Here is a 16625-nt window from a genome sequence, read left to right as displayed (position 1 = left end):
CGGAAAAAAGAAATTTGTCATGTTATATAGTGACAAATTTTTTTTATTGTGTTATGCTGTTGGGTTGGAAAATTAAAAAATAAAAATAATTATAAAGATAGGAGTTGCATAAAAATAAGTTTGAGCGTATAATTATTTGAAATGTCGAGCTAAGAAAAATCCGCCTTGTACGGATCAATCAGGAAAGGGAAGGTCACAACATGGAAGCGCTGCTATATTTAGAAGACGGAACGGTCATAACAGGCAAAGGTTTCGGATATAAGACGACTGGGGTAGGCGAACTGGTTTTTAATACCGGAATGACCGGTTATCAGAAAACGCTTACGGATCCTTCATATATGGGTCAGATCATTACGATGACGTATCCGCTTATAGGAAACTACGGAATCAGTAAGGAAGATAATGAATCAGATAAAATTTATGCCTTTGGACTGGTAGCCAAGGATATTTGTTTCACGCCGTCGAATTCGAATTGTGTGATGAACATGGATCAGTGGCTGAAGGACATGAAAGTTCCGGGTATCTGGAAGGTGGATACAAGAAAGATCACACGAAAGATCCGAAAGGAAGGCACCATCAAATGTGTCATCAGCAATGAGGGCATTACGGTATCGGAAGCCCAGGAGCTTTGCAAGGAAACGGATTTAAGAAGTGATTATATGAAAGACGCGGCAACGAAAGAAAAGAAAGTGATAGCCGCTCCGCCGGGCATGGCAGTAAAAAAGGTGGCTGTGCTGGATTTCGGCGTCAAAAAGAGCATTTTGAACGGGCTTCACCAACGGGGCTGCGAATTACATATTTTTCCCTATGGAACTGGTGCCGAAGAGATTATGAGTATCCATCCGGAGGGCATATTTTTAACAAACGGACCGGGAGACCCGGAAGCGGCTACGGAAGCCATTGCCGTTACAAAAGAGATCATGGGCGTGGTGCCCACCTTCGGAATCTGCATGGGTCATCAGATCTTAGCCCTGGCAGCCGGAGGAAAAACTTACAAATTAAAATACGGACACAGAGGCGCCAATCACGGCGTGTACGACAAGGACACCAATCGTTCTTATATCACCTCTCAAAATCACGGCTATGCCGTAGATTCTAACAGTATTATTCTAAAGGGTATGGAAGTGACCCACATCAACCTAAACGATGGAACGGTGGAGGGAATGAAGCACCGAAATCTGCCGATTTTCTCCGTACAATATCATCCCGAGGCTTCACCGGGACCCAACGACAATCAGTATTTATTTGACAAGTTTATGAATATGATGAAAGGCGGTGTTTTATAGTGCCCAAGAAGAATTACCTGAAAAAAGTGCTGATCATCGGATCAGGCCCCATTGTCATCGGACAGGCTGCCGAATTTGATTATGCGGGAACGCAGGCTTGTAAAGCCATTAAAGAAGAAGGAATCAAGACCATTCTTGTCAACAGCAACCCGGCAACGATCATGACCGACCAGGGCATTGCAGACACTGTATACATGGAACCCCTTACAGAAGAAGCGCTAGAGCAGATTTTAGAAAAAGAAAAACCAGACGGAATACTGGCAGGATTCGGCGGACAGACCGGATTGAATCTGGCTATGGCGTTGGAAGAAAAAGGCGTGTTGAAGGCCCTTGGAATTGAACTTCTGGGCGTAAATAAGGAGAGCATTCAAAAAGCAGAGGACAGGGAGGAATTCAGAGATTTAATGCTGGAAATCGGCGAACCCATTCCTAAAAGTATTATTGCCACTGATTTAGAGGAGTGCAAGGCCTTTGTGAAGGAAACGGGATATCCGGTCATTATTCGTCCCGCCTTTACGTTGGGAGGCACAGGAGGCGGTATTGCCAACACGGATGCAGAGCTGGCGCTCTATTGCCAGAGAGGACTTGAAAACAGCGCAATCGGACAGATCCTGCTGGAGAAATCCGTAGCCGGATGGAAGGAAATTGAGTACGAGGTCATGCGGGATGCGAAGGATAACTGCATCATCATTTGCAGTATGGAAAACTTGGATCCGGTGGGGGTACATACAGGAGACAGTATTGTGGTGGCTCCGACTCAGACCCTGAGAGACGAAGAATATCAGATGCTGAGAGACTCTTCGCTGAAAATCATTCGAAGTCTTAAGATAGAAGGAGGGTGCAATGTCCAGTTCGCACTGAACCCGGATAACGGAGAGTATATCGTAATCGAAGTGAATCCGAGGGTAAGCCGTTCCTCCGCCTTGGCTTCAAAGGCAGCCGGATATCCCATTGCGAAGATTGCGGCTAAAATTTCTCTGGGCTATTACTTAGATGAGCTGAAGAACTATGTGACAGAAAGCACCAGTGCCTGCTTTGAACCGACTCTCGACTACTGTGTGGTTAAATTTCCCAAATGGCCGTTCGACAAGTTCAGCAATGCGTCAAGAAAGCTGGGGACTCAGATGAAAGCCACCGGAGAGGTGATGTCCATATGCAGGACCTTTGAAAGTGCGTTGCTGAAAGCCGTAACGTCTTTGGAAGTAAAATGCAACGGACTTCGGGTGCCCTTTGTTGCGAAGCTGGAAAATGAGCGGCTGATCAAGAAACTGGAAGCCTGCGATGATGAACGAATTTTCTGTGTGGCAGAAGCCATGCGAAGAGGCTTTGGAATAGAAGAAATCTTTGAAAAGACTAAAATTGACCGATGGTTCTTAAATAAGATCAAAAATATTATCGATATGGAAACCACGCTGAAAGCTGAGGAGCTGAATGCAGACTTGCTGCTGGAAGCAGAGACCATGGGCTTTACCGATGCAGAAATTCTTGAACTGACCGGAACTGCCCGGGAGGTTCTGCAGGACATGCGGGTCTATAACGATATTTATCCGGTGTATAAGGTGGTAGATACCTGCGGCGGCGAGTTTGACGCGGTAACTCCATACTATTATTCCTGCTATGACGGAGAAGATGAAAGCAGGATTTCCGACCATAAGAAAATTTTGGTAATTGGTTCGGGACCAATCCGGATCGGTCAGGGGATCGAATTCGACTACTGCTGCGTTCAGGGTGTATGGGCCATTAAGGCTATGGGATATGAGGCCATCCTGATGAATAACAATCCGGAAACGGTGAGTACGGATTTTGATACCTCAGATAAGTTGTATTTTGAGTCCTTGCACGTGGACAATGTGATGAACGTCATTAAAAAGGAGCGGCCTTATGGTGTGGTTCTCCAGTTTGGAGGGCAGACTTCCTTAAATCTGGCAGAACAGCTGCATAAAAGGAGCATCAAGCTTTTGGGGACAAGCTTCAAATCCATTGATCTAGCGGAAGACAGGGAAAAGTTCATTGCGCTTTTGCAGGAGCTGGATATTCCTACACCAAAGGGCTGTGCCGTCACAGAGGAGCATAGCGCTTTTAAAGCAGTGGCGGAGTTAGGCTATCCGGTGGTGGTAAGACCTTCTTATGTCATCGGCGGCAGAGCTATGCAGGTCGTGTACAGTGACGAAGAGCTTCAAAAATATCTGAGAGAGGCTGTCTCCCTTACTTCCGAACATCCGGTGCTGATCGACAAGTACATTCAGGGAAAGGAAATGGAAGTGGATGCGATCTGCGACGGAGAAAACATTTTGGTTCCGGGGATCATGGAGCATATTGAAAGAACCGGGGTTCATTCCGGAGACAGTATGACCGTATATCCGCCCCACACCCTGCAGGAGGATACGATCCATACGATTCTGGATTATACGGAAAGAATTTCAAAAGCCTTGAAGGTGTTGGGATTGGTCAATATCCAATATGCTTTTGACGGGAAGCAGGTATACGTTATTGAGGTAAATCCGAGAGCCTCCAGGACGGTGCCTATTTTGAGCAAGGTTACCGGCGTTCCCATGATTCGGCTGGCCGTTTCAGTTATGCTGGGAAAGAAGCTGACGGAATTTGAATACGGAACAGGACTTTATAAGCGTGCGGAAAAATATGCTGTCAAAGTACCTGTATTTTCAGGAGCAAAGCTGACGGACGTGGATGTAACGCTGGGACCTGAAATGAAGTCTACGGGAGAGGTTCTGGGCATAGACCCCGATTTGCAAAAAGCAATTTATAAGGGCTTCTTGGCAGCCAATATAAAAATACCGGTTCAGGGAGGGGTGTATTTTGCTCTGCGGGATACGGAAAGGACTGCTCACACCCTTGAAGTGGTCAAAATGTACCGGGATCAGGGATACCAAATGTATTGCTCGGAGTGGACACAGGATTATTTTACCGAGAATGGTATTCCTGCGGTTCAGCTGAGCTTTGAAGAGGCAAAGAAGATGATCGGGGAAGAGATCGACATTTTCATTAATGTGCCGAGCATTGCAAACCGACCGGAGAGAGAGGATTTTATGCTGAGAAGAAAAGCCATAGAAAGAGGGCTGCCGGTTCTGACCTGTATGGATACGGCGGAAGCGTTCATGACTGCCATTAAACTGAAAAAAGCAGGAACAAAATTAGATTACTGTGCACTGGGAATTCAATAAAAGACCGAAATAAAGAGTATAAGAGGCGGCTGTCCATCAGTTGGACAGCCCGCCTGTGACGGTATAAAGAAGGCTCCATATCTGCACTGGAGCTTTCTTTGTTATATTAAACGGAATTATTCACCAGAACTTTTAAAATAAATACAGATGCTGATATATTCATCGTCTGTAAAAATCTTAAATTCACCTTTGTATTTTGCTACGATTTGCTTCACGTTGTAAAGTCCGTATCCGCGTACGGAGCCGGTTTTAGTTGTGAAACCCTTTTGAGCAAAACACTCTGTTTCAGAATCGGATACGTAGTAAGAGTTTTTTATTTTGATGAAAGCTTTGCCCTGTTTACACCCAATGTCCAAATAAATCTCCCTCACCTTATGTTCAGGCTGCTCTTTTAAGTACTCCAAAGCATTGTCGAGGAGATTGCCCAGAAGTTCAATCAATTCATAACTGAGGCAAGGAAAGGCGGGAGCTTTGCTCCAACCGGCAAGAGCCAGTTTTATATGATTGTCCTCTGCCTCTTTGACTTTCGCATAAATCAATCCGTTTATCAGTCCGTTTCCTGTATGAAAACAAGGGGGTGGAGTTGTTTCTTCTTCTTTGTCCTTTTCTATTTCCATAATATATGTCATAATTTCAGTTTTTGTTGTGTCCTCTGTTTCACACATCCTCAAAATGGTCTGCAGGTGTCTTTTATACTCGTGCTTATCAGAGTACAGGCAATCCAGAAGGTTTTCGGTGGCCCTTTCATATTGTCTGTATGCTGCGACCAGGGCCTTTTTTCGTTCATCTGCAATTAGTACTTTCAGCAAATAAAAATTCAGACCCAGCCACATCAGTGCGAATGAGCAAACAAGCCCCATATTCTCATATAGGCTGTACCGTGCCGTATCCCAAATAAAAAGTTCCAGAAAAAGCGCAATAAAAACGCTTATTGTTACAAAATAAAAGCTCTGACGGTACGTTTCGTAAAAGGCTTGGAATCTTGCGGCTGTGCGGGAAAAACGGGTACAGCCCATACAAATACTGAGCAGAATGCCAAGATGCACAAAGCTTTGCCAGACTTCAAGACGGCCGGGCCAAAAAAAGTTCTGCAGTGCGACCAGTAAAAATTCAATTCCTATGCCTATGCCCATGGCAAACAGAAATTCAAAAAAAGTATATTGTAACTTGCGGCGAAAAAGCATGGAGTAAAAAAACACGGTAAACCCATAATTTATAATAAACCTCGCCAGAACAGGTAGCTGCATATATTCTCCGAAAGTAACAACAAAAGCTGCAGCAGAAATAGCTGTGATGAATTTTCCTTTGGATTTGGTATATATCGGATTAAGAATGCTCATAAGAAACAAGGAAGCAGAATTTTCTATTAGAGTCCCAATACAAGATTGCCAGAGGGTCATCTTATTGATCCCCCCCTATGCTTGCAGCCAGCCTTTTCATAGCACTTTGTACAGCGCCATAATATTTGAGGCCGATGTCTGCGGTTTTTTCTGTGTGCTCGAACGAGGCCGCCCACAATCGATAGTTTATGGAATGAATAGATTGAATCCTGCGGATATTAAGAGCAAATGATTTGTGGCACCGAAGGACAAATTCATCATTAAAATCTTCCAGCACGCCTAAAAGACTTACTCCGGATATCTTAATTATTTTGTCAGACAAATAAAAAATAGCATTTCCGTTTTGTATTTCAACAAATAAAAATTTGTCTTTATTTAGATAAAAATCACCGTTCCGTGAAGAGATGCAAACCATTTCCTGCTTGGAATGTGTGGGTTCATTTTTTTGATAAGCAATAGACAGGATCAGCTCGGAAAGCTTGTCATATAACTCCTTCTGACGAAAGGGCTTTTCGATATAATCATAACAATGGTATTTTTTGAACGCCTCTAAGGGGCTTCTATCAGAGCCTGTGACAAATAAAATGGGGGTAAGCTGATATTCTATTTGGCTGCGAATTTGATTCGCCAAAGAAAAGCCGTCGGCACCGGGAAGCTGCACATCTAAAATGAACAGATCAAATTTCTCTGTTTGCAGTAATGCTAAAGCATCTTCGGCAGTACCGCACCAAGTCCCTTCCGTCTTTTGAACTTTAGCGACAATCTTTTCTATAGCTTCCCCTTCTTTTTTTTGGTCCTCTACAATTAAAGCTCTCATATTTCCCCCGTATTCCCTAATATTCCCCTTACTTTTATAAGTAGTATATCATGAGGGAAAGACGATTTCAATAAACCTAAAGATAACATTTTGGATTTACAGACCACATTTCAACCCCCAAAAACCACATTTCAGCGTACGGGCATTTACAATAGCAAAAAGATATGGTAGTTTGTAGGCGATGCTAGCAGAGAAAAATTATCAACAGGTGAAAGGTAAAAAGGAGTATTTTACCTTGGAGAAAGGAGAGAAAAGTGAAAAAACAAGTGATAGCTCTTTCGTCGGCTATGATAGTAGCCTTGGCGTCTTTTTCTACAGCATTTGCGATGGATGCTTATAAAATTAATAACGATGGCAGTACCGTTATTAATTATGCATATAATGATGCCCAGAGAGAAGGAATGCAATCGAGAGCATCCAAAGATGGTAAGCTGAAGGATTCCTACCGGGAAACTCGGACGAAGAAAGATCCTTCCGCCCCGACCGGAAAGCTATATTCCGGATATGGATGGACGAATGTAGTCAATTCCAAGGGAAAAGAAATAGTGCACACTACGACTACTAGGTTAGAGTTCAGAAGCGGTTCGGGTCAAGGTGAAGTTTATGCAGAGGCTTCCGAAAGCGGTGTAGGAAAAATAGCTGCTCAAACAGACTATATTGAAACACCGAGCACAGCCTACGTCTATTATAAGTTTTAAAGAAAAAGTATTTTGCCGCTGGTATCAGCGGCAGAATACCTTGAAGAGGTAGAAAGGAAATGAAATCAAGATATTGGAGAATATTCATATCATGCATACTGCTGATCGCATTATTCTGTGTTAGCACTGTCGGAGTAGCGGCATCTTTTTCCTATGAACGATATACGGAAAATGAGATTGTATCCTATAAACGTGATTTAATAGACGCACAATATGCAGAGGTTTTTGATTTGTATGGTGGGGATGGAACTTCCAAAGAATCAGAATTATTTAGGCAAAAAGACAGTTTAGAAAGATTGAAAGGGTTCAACCGAGATTTGAATACATACTTTAATTTTTATGAAGTGTATGATCAGTTCGTGGAGTATTGTTCCTATTATTACGGAGAAGCAAAATTTGTGTGCAGCTATGACCTTGGATATGCAGACCAGTTTATAAATCAAGAGCTACATAATGATAACAATGATTTATATTACGTAACGCCCCTTGAAGCCGTGCAGATCGGCTTAAACGCCATGGTTCATTTTCATCTGGCAGATAAAGTGGAGAGCGGGAGATGTTTTACATCCGAAGAATATGTGGTAACAAAGAAACTAAAAGAGATTCCCGTATTGTTGGGGTATGAATATGAGGAATACCATGATATAGGAGATCAATTAAAAGTACTGCACATGGGCTATCCGGTGAATCTCAAGGTTGTTGGTTTCCTGAAAAAAGGATCGTATTATCCTTATGGAAGTGATGTCATATCGTTAGATCGAATGATCGTTATGCCCTCATTCGATTTTAAAGATAAGCCTACGGGAGCATATGCTGAATTTCAAAAATATCATTACAGCGAAAAAAATTGGGGCAGGATTGGTTTTAATAAAGGTGACGAAGCTAAAATAGCGGAAACCTTTAACGCATTGTGTCAAAAGTACGATCTGATTTATCAGATTCAATTTCCTAAAGATTTTGGTAAGGCGATTAAAAAAAGTCAGCTTATGGTGATGAAGGAAACTAAACAAAAAGTAAAGATATTATCCACGCTGTTTTTTTCGATTGTTTCCCTGGCATTGGCAGGTCTTATCATAAAGAACATAGAGCTGAATAAAAAGCGGTATGCTGTTTTTATGATCTGCGGCTCCAGCCTGACCCGGCTGAAAATGAAAATATGTGGTGGGATAGCCGCCGTTTATGGATTGGGATACCTTTTATCGTTTATTTTGATTTGGCGATTAATGAGCAAGCTAATGATACAGCCGGAATTTTTAAAGAGCCTATTCCTGCCGATTGGCAGCATATATGCAGTTGGATTTCTGGTTCTAGTAGGAATTGTAAACTGGTATATCAGTAAAATAAACTTTTCAAATGCTTTACGGCAAGGATAGGAGCTGAGAAATGATACGTGCAAATAAAACAAAAGGATTTTTCATTGTCCTTTTTGCGGTTCTTTTAACAATCCATTTAATATCGCTTCAAATGGATAACTTACAATTTGAAAGCAGTCAGTTAGCTAATTTTTTAATTTCAAAGAACGCGATAAAATGTATAGAAGGGGATCGTGTTTCTCTAACGAAAGAAGAATTGGAAGACATCATGCGGGAGAATCCCCATGTGGTTATCCTGACACTTCAAAATAGAGCAAGTTTCCGCTGTCTGGGGTTTTACTCAAAAAATGTGAATTACTTTGACAAATATCTCGTTGAGGGGAGATTCTTTCGCCCGGAGGAAGTGAACGAAAAATCCAATAAAATAGTAGCAGGAAAAAACATTTTAAATTCTTCCGTGAACACTGTGAGCATAACGAAAAAGGGATCTAAGACATACGCGGAAATTGATGAAGTGGTCTATGAAATAATAGGGGTAATTGGGAGTGAAATTTCTTCCAGTTTAGATAATCTGGTGATCTTTAGCAGTCCAAACGGTCATTTCATGTATTACCTAGATAGTGAGAATCCAAGAGCCAACCAAAAGGCTTTCCAATATGTACAGGAGAAGTACGGTGCAGAAGAGCTGGAAGAACAAAGCAGCTTAATGGATAGTGTTATAAAGACGGACATTCAATTTGAAATTTTGGGCTGGATACAATTTGGTATCAAAATGCTTTTAATAATTGTGCTGGCATATTTATCGTATAAAATGAATCAATCCATGCTTCGCGCACAATATTTAATGGGTTTGCCTTTAAGCTTTGCTGTAAGTGAAGCTTCTAAAAATATTTTTGCGGCCAGCCTCGCAGCTTTAGCAGTCATTTTTATTGTAATGGGGGTACAGCAGGTCTCGATAAAAGAAGCACTGGATATAGTTTATAGATATGTGATGGTTACAGCATTCCTGTTGCTGATTCAGCTATTGAGCTGTGTAATAACTTATTGTGGATGGAATTTTAACCAAATATTATCAAAGGATAGAGGGGATAAAAATGATAATGCTTAAAGACATAAGGAAAGAATATAAAATAAACGCCAAGAATAAGAAAAAAGTTTTTGAGAACTTTAATTTAGAGATTAGCCGGGGGGATTTTGTTGCAGTGGTCGGAAAGAGCGGTGTAGGTAAATCCACATTATTAAATATTTTAAGCGGATTGGATACACCAACTTCAGGCGAGTACTATTTTGATGGGGAAAAGGTTCCCAAAACCAATCTGGCACTTGCGGAGTTCCGTCGAAAGAATATTGGGATGATTGTTCAAAATTTTGCCTTGATAGAGGAGTGGAATGTTTTTGAAAATATTGCACTGCCATTGAAATATCGGAAAGTCCCCAAAAGGGAAATAGAGAAGCAGGTGCAAGAGATCGCCGGGAAATTGGGAATACAGGAGCTTTTGCGTAAATATCCCCAAACCTTATCGGGAGGGGAGAATCAAAGAGTGGCTATTGCAAGAGCCGTCATCGTAAAACCCTCTATACTAATTGCTGACGAACCTACGGCTTCTCTGGATAGTGAGAATAAGATGAATGTATTTGAAATCTTAGAAAACTTGAATGAAGAGGGGATAAGCATTATCCTAGCGACTCATGACAAAGAAATTTATGAAAAATGTAAACGAACGATTCCGCTGGCAGAATTACAACATGCTTAGGCGGCAGTTTTCAAGAAAATTATCTAATAAAGGAGGCGGCCTAAAAAGGCCGCCGTTCATTTTGCAATAAAAAATATTTTACATGTACTGCTAGAAAGGCTGAATCGTTTTGTTATAAATCATCACGATAGAAAGAACAAAAGCGGATAAAAGGACAACCAGACTGACCTTATCGATCACAGCCGGCAATAAGGCTTTCCCTTGCTGTTTTCTAGTATAGATGTAGAGCAGTGTACCCGGCCCGTACAGCAAGGCAGAAAGCAGAATGTAGGTTCCGCCGCTGGCATAAAGCATCCAAGCTCCGTAAATAGAGCCGATGATCGCAAATGTCCATGCCTTTACTTTTTCACCTGCTCCGGCCTGTTCAAGTCCGTCCCCTCTAATTGTAATTTGCAGGCAGTATAAAGCTGAAAAAATATAAGGAAACATGATGGCGCTTGTAGATAACGTATAGCAGACCTGATAGGAGGACTCATTAAAATAGACGATGATCAAAAATGCCTGAACAATGAGAGTTGTAATAATGACAGAAACAGCGGGAGAATTATTCTTGTTTAATTTCGTAAATACCTTAGGAAAGCACTGCTGAGAGGCAGGACCGTACGCACTGTCGATGCTGAGTATGGAATAGGTGAACATCGCTCCGCCTAAAGAGACGATAACCGCAATGTTTACAAGCGCGGCACCCCAAGGACCAACAACAGCTCCGAGAACGCCCGCCATAGGAGGGTTGCCAAGAGCAGCCAGTTCTTCCTGAGAGAGTACGCCCATACTCAATAGAGAGATCATAAGGTATAAAATAAGAAGAGAAAAAAAGGATATGGCGGTTGCACGTCCGGCTATGGCAGTACTTTTAGCTCTTCCTGAGATAACCACAGCTCCTTCTATTCCGATGAAAATCCATACGGTAACATAAACAGTAGATTTGACTTGCTCCAGAAGGCTCATGCCGCCTTCGACCCCTTTGAAATTCTCCATAAAAATATGGATATCAAAGGCTCTTGCAAAAACGATGGCTACCACCATGACCACAATCGGTAAAATTTTCGCGCAGACTACGATCACGTTAACGGATACGGCCTCGTTCACGCCTTTTAAGATAAGTAATGCCAGCAGCCAAATGAAGACAGAGCCGCAGGCGATGGAGAGCAGATTGCTTCCTGAACCGAAAACAGGGAAAAAGTAACTCAGTGCGGAAAAGAACAGGGTCACAAAGGATATTTGTGCTAGAATCGCACTGATCCAGTATCCCCAGGCGGCATTAAACCCGATATATTCACCGAAGCCAGTTTTTGCATAGTTGTATATGCCGCTGGTCAGTTCAGGCTTTACGTAGCTGAGCCTAAAGAAACACATGCACAGGCCAAACATACCGACGCCGCAAATAAGCCATCCGATTAATACTGCCAGTGTGTGAGCACCCCCAGCAGCGAAGTCTCCGGATAAACTGAATATTCCACTCGCTAAAGTAGTGCCTATTGCAAACATTGTTAATTTCATGGTGCCGAGATTTCTAGTCTGATCTGAAGAATTATTGTTCATAGAATAATCTCCTTTCCTGAGTAGAAATAAACCATTAGGGGATGCTGTAAAAAACACCCCCGGATAATTATACTATTTAGACTTATTTAATTTGTACATAAAAAGGTTCTTTTGACTGATGCGGCTAGAATCGTAAGGATAAGCAGCTCAGTCCGCCGTCAAGCTTTCTGTATTCTGAAGTATCCACAAGAATGATGTCATAGCCGGCGTCTTTTACAGCCTTTTCAACAGCTGGATATCCTTCAGGAATGATAACGGTTCCGTTCATCCAGATGCAGTTTGCAGCATAAGCTTCTTCCTCCGGAATAACGATCTTGTTATATTTTGCAAACTCAGGCTTATCGATGAATTCACCGGAGACAAGCATGTTGTTGTTTTCGATATAGTTTATGCCTGTTTTTAGGTGAAGCACTTTTTCAAGAGGAACTTCCGATCCGGTCAAGCCATGCTTTTCAAGGATAGCAATAAATTGCTTGATGCCTTCCTCGTTTGTTCTGGCAGAACGGCCAACGTAAAAATGATCGCCTACCATCATAACATCTCCGCCTTCCAGTGTTCCCGGGGCTTTAATATATTCAATCTGGTCATCACGGAAGAACTTTTTAACAGCCGGTAAAATTTCTGCTTTTTCACCGTTTCTGGTTCCGGCACCGGGATTGGTGATAATAGCACACTTGCTCGTAATAACCGCAGGATCTTCTACGAAGCAGGAATCCGGATACTGTTCAAGAGCATCGAGTACTGTAACTTCAACGCCGCATTTCTTCAAGGCTTCAATATATGAATCATGCTGTTTCAGAGCTAATTCATAATCTGGTTTTCCTAATTCAGGAGCAGATGTAATACCTTCTACCATTGCTTTGCACGGTCTTCTTACGATACAATTTTTAAACATTTTTCTTTACCTCCATTACTTGATTGAATTTTTAAATATTTCTTACAAATATAATATATTGTATACATAAACTTGTCAAGCTAAATATGAATGTTATATATAATATATTATATATTGTATTATATATTATGATCTGTGCCGTTATTTCTTGATTTTGAATAGTGAGGATGATATGATAAACTTTGTGATAAATATTCTTTCAATATAAATTAAAAATCAATGTCCTTGAAGAAAGGTTTGCAGATGTATAAGTTTCAATCACTAAAAGATCACGTATATGATTATATCGCCGAGCAGATATCACAAGGTAACTTGCTGCCGGATGAAAAAATAAACGAAAACAAAATATGTCAGGAATTAAATATCAGCCGTACTCCGGTCAGAGAGGCGCTGATACAGCTTTCCAGTGAAAATGTCTTGGAAAATGTACCGAGAAAAGGGTTTGTAGTCAAAGATTTGAATCCCAAAGAGGCGGCTGAGATTTATGAGGTGGTCGGTGTTCTTGACGGATATGCCGCTACGCTGGCATGCGGCAGGCTCACCGCAAAGACGTTAAAGGACATGGAATTTTATATCAATAGTATGGATTTGGCGATTGATTCCGGCAATTATGAGATGTATTACAAGCAGCAGGAGATTTTTCATCAGCTTTATCTGGTGGAGTGCGGTAATGATACACTGGTAGACTCTCTTTTAAAGCTGAAAAAGAAGTTTGTGGCTAAGAAGTATGACTTGAACTGTATGGAAGATGTAAAAGCGATTTTATTTGAAACAAATAATGAGCATAAAGAAATGCTGAAACTGTTTAAGACGAATAAGACGGATGAGCTGGAGCATTATATCCGGCAGGTGCATTGGGATCCGTCAAAATCCGCAACAGAAGTGACAACTCCGTGAGGAGGCTCCGCGAGCTTTTATTTTGGCTGCGGAGCTTTTAACGAAGAGAAAACAAGGGTTAAAGGCCAACGCCTTTAACCCTGCTCGATTTTATCTGAGAATATTAACTTATCGGCAGATAACGCTATTTATTCTGTCTATTCCTTCTTTGATATCGGCTATTCCGTTTACCAGATCTTCTTCAATCTGGCATCCGCATTGTCGGCGAAGATCTTCCCATACATCACAAATATCCTGAATTCCATTGCGTATCTTGCATATGCCTTCACGGATAGTTCTTATTTCCTGACGATCTAAGTCGTCGTTCAGATTCCTCAACCCTCTTTCGCACTGGCACAGCCCTTTTTCGCTCTGGCAGATTCCTTTAAGTAGGCAGTTGTCTGCTTCGCATATTTTATAGCAGCGAAGAGCGTCCAAAGCATTACAGAGATACTTTACTCCCTGTTGGAGATTGCAGAGGCCCTCTTTGAGGTCTTTTATACCATTTAATCGGTTACAATCACAATTACAACTCATGTTTTATACCCTCATTCATTTAATATTACCCTCATATAGATAGGGATATTACATTATATGAAGAGAAAGATTTTATGTTAATATATAAGCCTCTAAATATGCATCAATCCATTATTTATTCTTTTGAATTTCTGGGAAAGGCTTGCTTTTCCATTTCTGCCGCCTGTTTCACTTCTTCTGCATGGACCCATTTCAAGATAAAGGTCTGAACGATACCGGCAAGAGGGACGGCGAGAATCATTCCGAGGATACCGCCGTAATACCCTGCTACGGACACGGCCAGCAGGACGAAAAGCGGATGCAGCCCTGTAGTAGAGCCGACAATTTTAGGATAGATCAAATTGCAGTCGATCTGCTGAACGATCAGCAGCACCACCACTGCGGTAATGCCCTGCGTAATACCATCGGTAAAGGTTCCCACGATAAAAGCAGGAATCATGCCGAGAACCGGGCCAAAATACGGTATAACATTGGATATACCGGCAAAACAGCCTATAAATACAGCAAAATCCAATCCCAGAATAGAAAGTCCTACAGAGGACAGAATGGCGATGATCAGAGCGTCTAGCATAGCCCCGCGTATAAATGCAGAGAGTACACCGTTGATATCGCTCAGAGTCTCCGTTAATACGGCATTGGCCTTTTGAGGCAATACCAGATGCAGGAATTTGCGCCAAAGGTGAGCAAAAAAGTCTTTGTCCATTAGGATATAGATACTTATAATAGCCCCGATCGCAAAATTCACAATGCTTCCGCTGATTCCGGTGATCCAGTTGATGGCAGAAGTAGCGTTAAAGTGGGAGGATAGCCAGAGCATTGCCCGATTTGCGAATTGGTGAACATATTCGGCAAGCCCCATTTCAGGCAGTCCAGCGACCCAGCTCTTTATGCTGGCTTCATATGTGGAGACATAAGCAACAACTGCGTTTACCATGCTGTCAATCCCTGAGAAAATGAACTGTCCCAATATGAGAACAGCAAAGGCATATATAATCACGACTATGAGGGCAATAATCAGGATATAGGTCAAAAGAACACTGATAAGCCTTTTGTTCTTTTCCAGCTTTTCCAATTTAGCCGGATCCTTGGTATGGGTAAAAATGATTTTACTCATTAATTTTTTATTGATGATATCTACCAGCGGACTGAGCAGATAGGTCAAAATCAACCCTATAAAAAGCGGCATCAATGCAGAGCAGATGCTTGAAAGCGCATTGAATGCGACCACTGTAATGGTATCAAAGTTTTTAATGATGAAAAACAGGGCGTATAGTATAGCCGCCGTACAGGCTATAAAGATGCTGTATTTCCACCAATGCTTCTCCGGAAAATATTCTTTAAACTTTATCATGCTTGCACCTTTCAATTTTAGATAGTATGATATAATTCAATACAGATTAAAAGAAATAACGGAAGAATGATAATCTTCATTAAAAATTATATCCATTATTATATAGTTTAACACAATGACAAACAAGGAGAAAATAATTAATTATGACAAGTGTAAGGGGAAAGCTTCATTCTTTCGAGACCTTTGGAGCAGTAGATGGGCCTGGCATTAGAACGGTAGTATTCCTGCAAGGATGCCCCGCCAGATGCTCTTACTGTCACAATCCTGACACATGGGATATTCATGGAGGAAGCGAAATTGAAACCAAACAGATCGTTGATCGGGCTAAGAGAGGAATGAGCTATTACGGAGAAGAAGGCGGAGTGACCTTTTCCGGCGGCGAACCTCTTTTTCAGGGAGAATTCCTCGTACAAACCATGCGGGCTCTTAAAAAAATAGGGATTCGTTCTATTATAGATACGAGCGGAACTTATATGGATGAATTTACGGAGCCGGCCGTTGAAGAATGTGAAATGGTCTTACTGGATGTCAAACATTCCGATCCCGAGAAATTTCGGAATATCACGGGAAGGAAGCAGGAGACGCTTCTAAAGCTGATAGAACTTATTAATAAGCATGAGAAACCTGTATGGGTACGTCAGGTAATCGTTCCGGGTATCAATGATACGGAAAAGAATATAGAGGACTTAAATGAATTTATAAGAAAGATTAATCGCATAGATAAGGTTGAATTGCTGGGTTATCATAGTCTGGGAACAGAAAAATATGAAAAGCTTGGAATCAAGTATAAATTGAAGGACATCAAACCGATGGATAGCAGGGTACTGAACCAATTAAGCTCGATGGTGAAAATACCTCAGAGTAACAGCCTTTAAAATTGCTTTGGGAGAAAAAATTTAGATTTTATGTGTCATGTGTTGAAATAAAAATGTAAAAAAACAGTGGAATGCTGTAATTTTAAAGAAAAATACGTATAATATGACGTAATTTAAAAAACTTAAAAAAAAGCATTGACAATTTATCTAAGTTTTGGT

Annotated in this window: 14 protein-coding genes; 8 read left to right on the top strand and 6 right to left on the bottom strand. The window is 41.5% G+C overall.

The window, feature by feature from the left end:
- The first annotated feature begins 200 nt into the window (after positions 1-200).
- Both carA and carB read left to right on the top strand, forming a co-directional pair.
- Positions 201-1286 carry a glutamine-hydrolyzing carbamoyl-phosphate synthase small subunit gene (carA, locus tag EQM06_RS09015; protein WP_128746067.1) on the top strand — a complete coding sequence of 362 codons (1086 nt, stop codon included), beginning with the start codon at positions 201-203 and terminating at the stop codon, positions 1284-1286.
- The gene (carB, locus tag EQM06_RS09010; protein WP_128746065.1) at positions 1286-4468 is read left to right on the top strand and encodes a carbamoyl-phosphate synthase (glutamine-hydrolyzing) large subunit; all 3183 of its coding nucleotides are present in this window, start codon (positions 1286-1288) and stop codon (positions 4466-4468) included. The genes carA and carB overlap by 1 nt, the downstream gene beginning before the upstream one ends.
- A 116-nt stretch (positions 4469-4584) precedes the next feature.
- Here the strand turns inward: carB and EQM06_RS09005 are convergent, their stop codons facing one another.
- Both EQM06_RS09005 and EQM06_RS09000 read right to left on the bottom strand, forming a co-directional pair.
- Complete coding sequence (locus EQM06_RS09005) at positions 4585-5868, bottom strand: sensor histidine kinase (RefSeq protein ID WP_128746063.1); 1284 nt, start codon at positions 5866-5868, stop codon at positions 4585-4587.
- 1 nt (position 5869) lies between these two features.
- The gene (locus EQM06_RS09000; RefSeq protein ID WP_128746061.1) at positions 5870-6625 is read right to left on the bottom strand and encodes a LytR/AlgR family response regulator transcription factor; all 756 of its coding nucleotides are present in this window, start codon (positions 6623-6625) and stop codon (positions 5870-5872) included.
- 254 nt (positions 6626-6879) lie between these two features.
- Here EQM06_RS09000 and EQM06_RS08995 point away from each other — a divergent pair, with 254 nt between their 5' ends.
- From EQM06_RS08995 to EQM06_RS08980, 4 genes are read left to right on the top strand one after another with little or no spacing between them, the layout of a single operon-like run.
- Positions 6880-7323 (top strand): hypothetical protein, encoded by a 444-nt coding sequence (locus EQM06_RS08995; RefSeq protein WP_128746059.1) that lies wholly within the window; start codon positions 6880-6882, stop codon positions 7321-7323.
- A gap of 59 nt (positions 7324-7382) precedes the next feature.
- Positions 7383-8696 carry a hypothetical protein gene (locus tag EQM06_RS08990; RefSeq protein ID WP_128746057.1) on the top strand — a complete coding sequence of 438 codons (1314 nt, stop codon included), beginning with the start codon at positions 7383-7385 and terminating at the stop codon, positions 8694-8696.
- A 10-nt stretch (positions 8697-8706) separates the two neighbouring features.
- The gene (locus EQM06_RS08985) at positions 8707-9744 is read left to right on the top strand and encodes an ABC transporter permease (RefSeq protein ID WP_128746056.1); all 1038 of its coding nucleotides are present in this window, start codon (positions 8707-8709) and stop codon (positions 9742-9744) included.
- The gene (locus tag EQM06_RS08980) at positions 9731-10390 is read left to right on the top strand and encodes an ABC transporter ATP-binding protein (RefSeq protein ID WP_128746054.1); all 660 of its coding nucleotides are present in this window, start codon (positions 9731-9733) and stop codon (positions 10388-10390) included. The genes EQM06_RS08985 and EQM06_RS08980 overlap by 14 nt, the downstream gene beginning before the upstream one ends.
- Positions 10391-10480: 90 nt before the next feature.
- On the opposite strand, the gene EQM06_RS08975 is transcribed toward EQM06_RS08980, so the two are convergent.
- Together EQM06_RS08975 and EQM06_RS08970 are read right to left on the bottom strand one after the other, a co-directional pair.
- The gene (locus tag EQM06_RS08975) at positions 10481-11932 is read right to left on the bottom strand and encodes a basic amino acid/polyamine antiporter (protein ID WP_128746052.1); all 1452 of its coding nucleotides are present in this window, start codon (positions 11930-11932) and stop codon (positions 10481-10483) included.
- Between the two features lie 124 nt (positions 11933-12056).
- Positions 12057-12827 (bottom strand): dimethylarginine dimethylaminohydrolase family protein, encoded by a 771-nt coding sequence (locus EQM06_RS08970; protein ID WP_128746050.1) that lies wholly within the window; start codon positions 12825-12827, stop codon positions 12057-12059.
- A gap of 243 nt (positions 12828-13070) precedes the next feature.
- Between EQM06_RS08970 and EQM06_RS08965 the strand changes: the two genes are divergently transcribed.
- Positions 13071-13724 carry a GntR family transcriptional regulator gene (locus EQM06_RS08965; RefSeq protein ID WP_164914408.1) on the top strand — a complete coding sequence of 218 codons (654 nt, stop codon included), beginning with the start codon at positions 13071-13073 and terminating at the stop codon, positions 13722-13724.
- 108 nt (positions 13725-13832) lie between these two features.
- On the opposite strand, the gene EQM06_RS08960 is transcribed toward EQM06_RS08965, so the two are convergent.
- Together EQM06_RS08960 and EQM06_RS08955 are read right to left on the bottom strand one after the other, a co-directional pair.
- Positions 13833-14240, bottom strand: coding sequence for a hypothetical protein (locus tag EQM06_RS08960; RefSeq protein WP_128746047.1), 408 nt, complete (start codon positions 14238-14240; stop codon positions 13833-13835).
- Between the two features lie 115 nt (positions 14241-14355).
- Positions 14356-15591, bottom strand: coding sequence for an AI-2E family transporter (locus EQM06_RS08955; RefSeq protein ID WP_128746045.1), 1236 nt, complete (start codon positions 15589-15591; stop codon positions 14356-14358).
- A 143-nt stretch (positions 15592-15734) separates the two neighbouring features.
- Here EQM06_RS08955 and pflA point away from each other — a divergent pair, with 143 nt between their 5' ends.
- Positions 15735-16466, top strand: a complete 732-nt coding sequence (gene pflA, locus EQM06_RS08950; RefSeq protein ID WP_128746043.1) for a pyruvate formate-lyase-activating protein — start codon at positions 15735-15737, stop codon at positions 16464-16466.
- Positions 16467-16625: the final 159 nt, after the last annotated feature.

The organism is Aminipila luticellarii (genome assembly GCF_004103735.1).
Lineage (GTDB): Bacteria > Bacillota > Clostridia > Peptostreptococcales > Anaerovoracaceae > Aminipila > Aminipila luticellarii.
This window is presented reverse-complemented; position numbering and strand designations above follow the sequence as displayed.

Coding starts and splice junctions, on each gene's coding strand:
- carA (WP_128746067.1), top strand. CDS start 201: ATGGAAGCGCTGCTATATTTAGAAGACGGAACGGTCATAACAGGCAAA.
- EQM06_RS09005 (WP_128746063.1), bottom strand. CDS start 5,868: ATGACCCTCTGGCAATCTTGTATTGGGACTCTAATAGAAAATTCTGCT.
- EQM06_RS09000 (WP_128746061.1), bottom strand. CDS start 6,625: ATGAGAGCTTTAATTGTAGAGGACCAAAAAAAAGAAGGGGAAGCTATA.
- EQM06_RS08990 (WP_128746057.1), top strand. CDS start 7,383: ATGAAATCAAGATATTGGAGAATATTCATATCATGCATACTGCTGATC.
- EQM06_RS08985 (WP_128746056.1), top strand. CDS start 8,707: ATGATACGTGCAAATAAAACAAAAGGATTTTTCATTGTCCTTTTTGCG.
- EQM06_RS08980 (WP_128746054.1), top strand. CDS start 9,731: ATGATAATGCTTAAAGACATAAGGAAAGAATATAAAATAAACGCCAAG.
- EQM06_RS08975 (WP_128746052.1), bottom strand. CDS start 11,932: ATGAACAATAATTCTTCAGATCAGACTAGAAATCTCGGCACCATGAAA.
- EQM06_RS08970 (WP_128746050.1), bottom strand. CDS start 12,827: ATGTTTAAAAATTGTATCGTAAGAAGACCGTGCAAAGCAATGGTAGAA.
- EQM06_RS08965 (WP_164914408.1), top strand. CDS start 13,071: ATGTATAAGTTTCAATCACTAAAAGATCACGTATATGATTATATCGCC.
- EQM06_RS08960 (WP_128746047.1), bottom strand. CDS start 14,240: ATGAGTTGTAATTGTGATTGTAACCGATTAAATGGTATAAAAGACCTC.
- EQM06_RS08955 (WP_128746045.1), bottom strand. CDS start 15,591: ATGATAAAGTTTAAAGAATATTTTCCGGAGAAGCATTGGTGGAAATAC.
- pflA (WP_128746043.1), top strand. CDS start 15,735: ATGACAAGTGTAAGGGGAAAGCTTCATTCTTTCGAGACCTTTGGAGCA.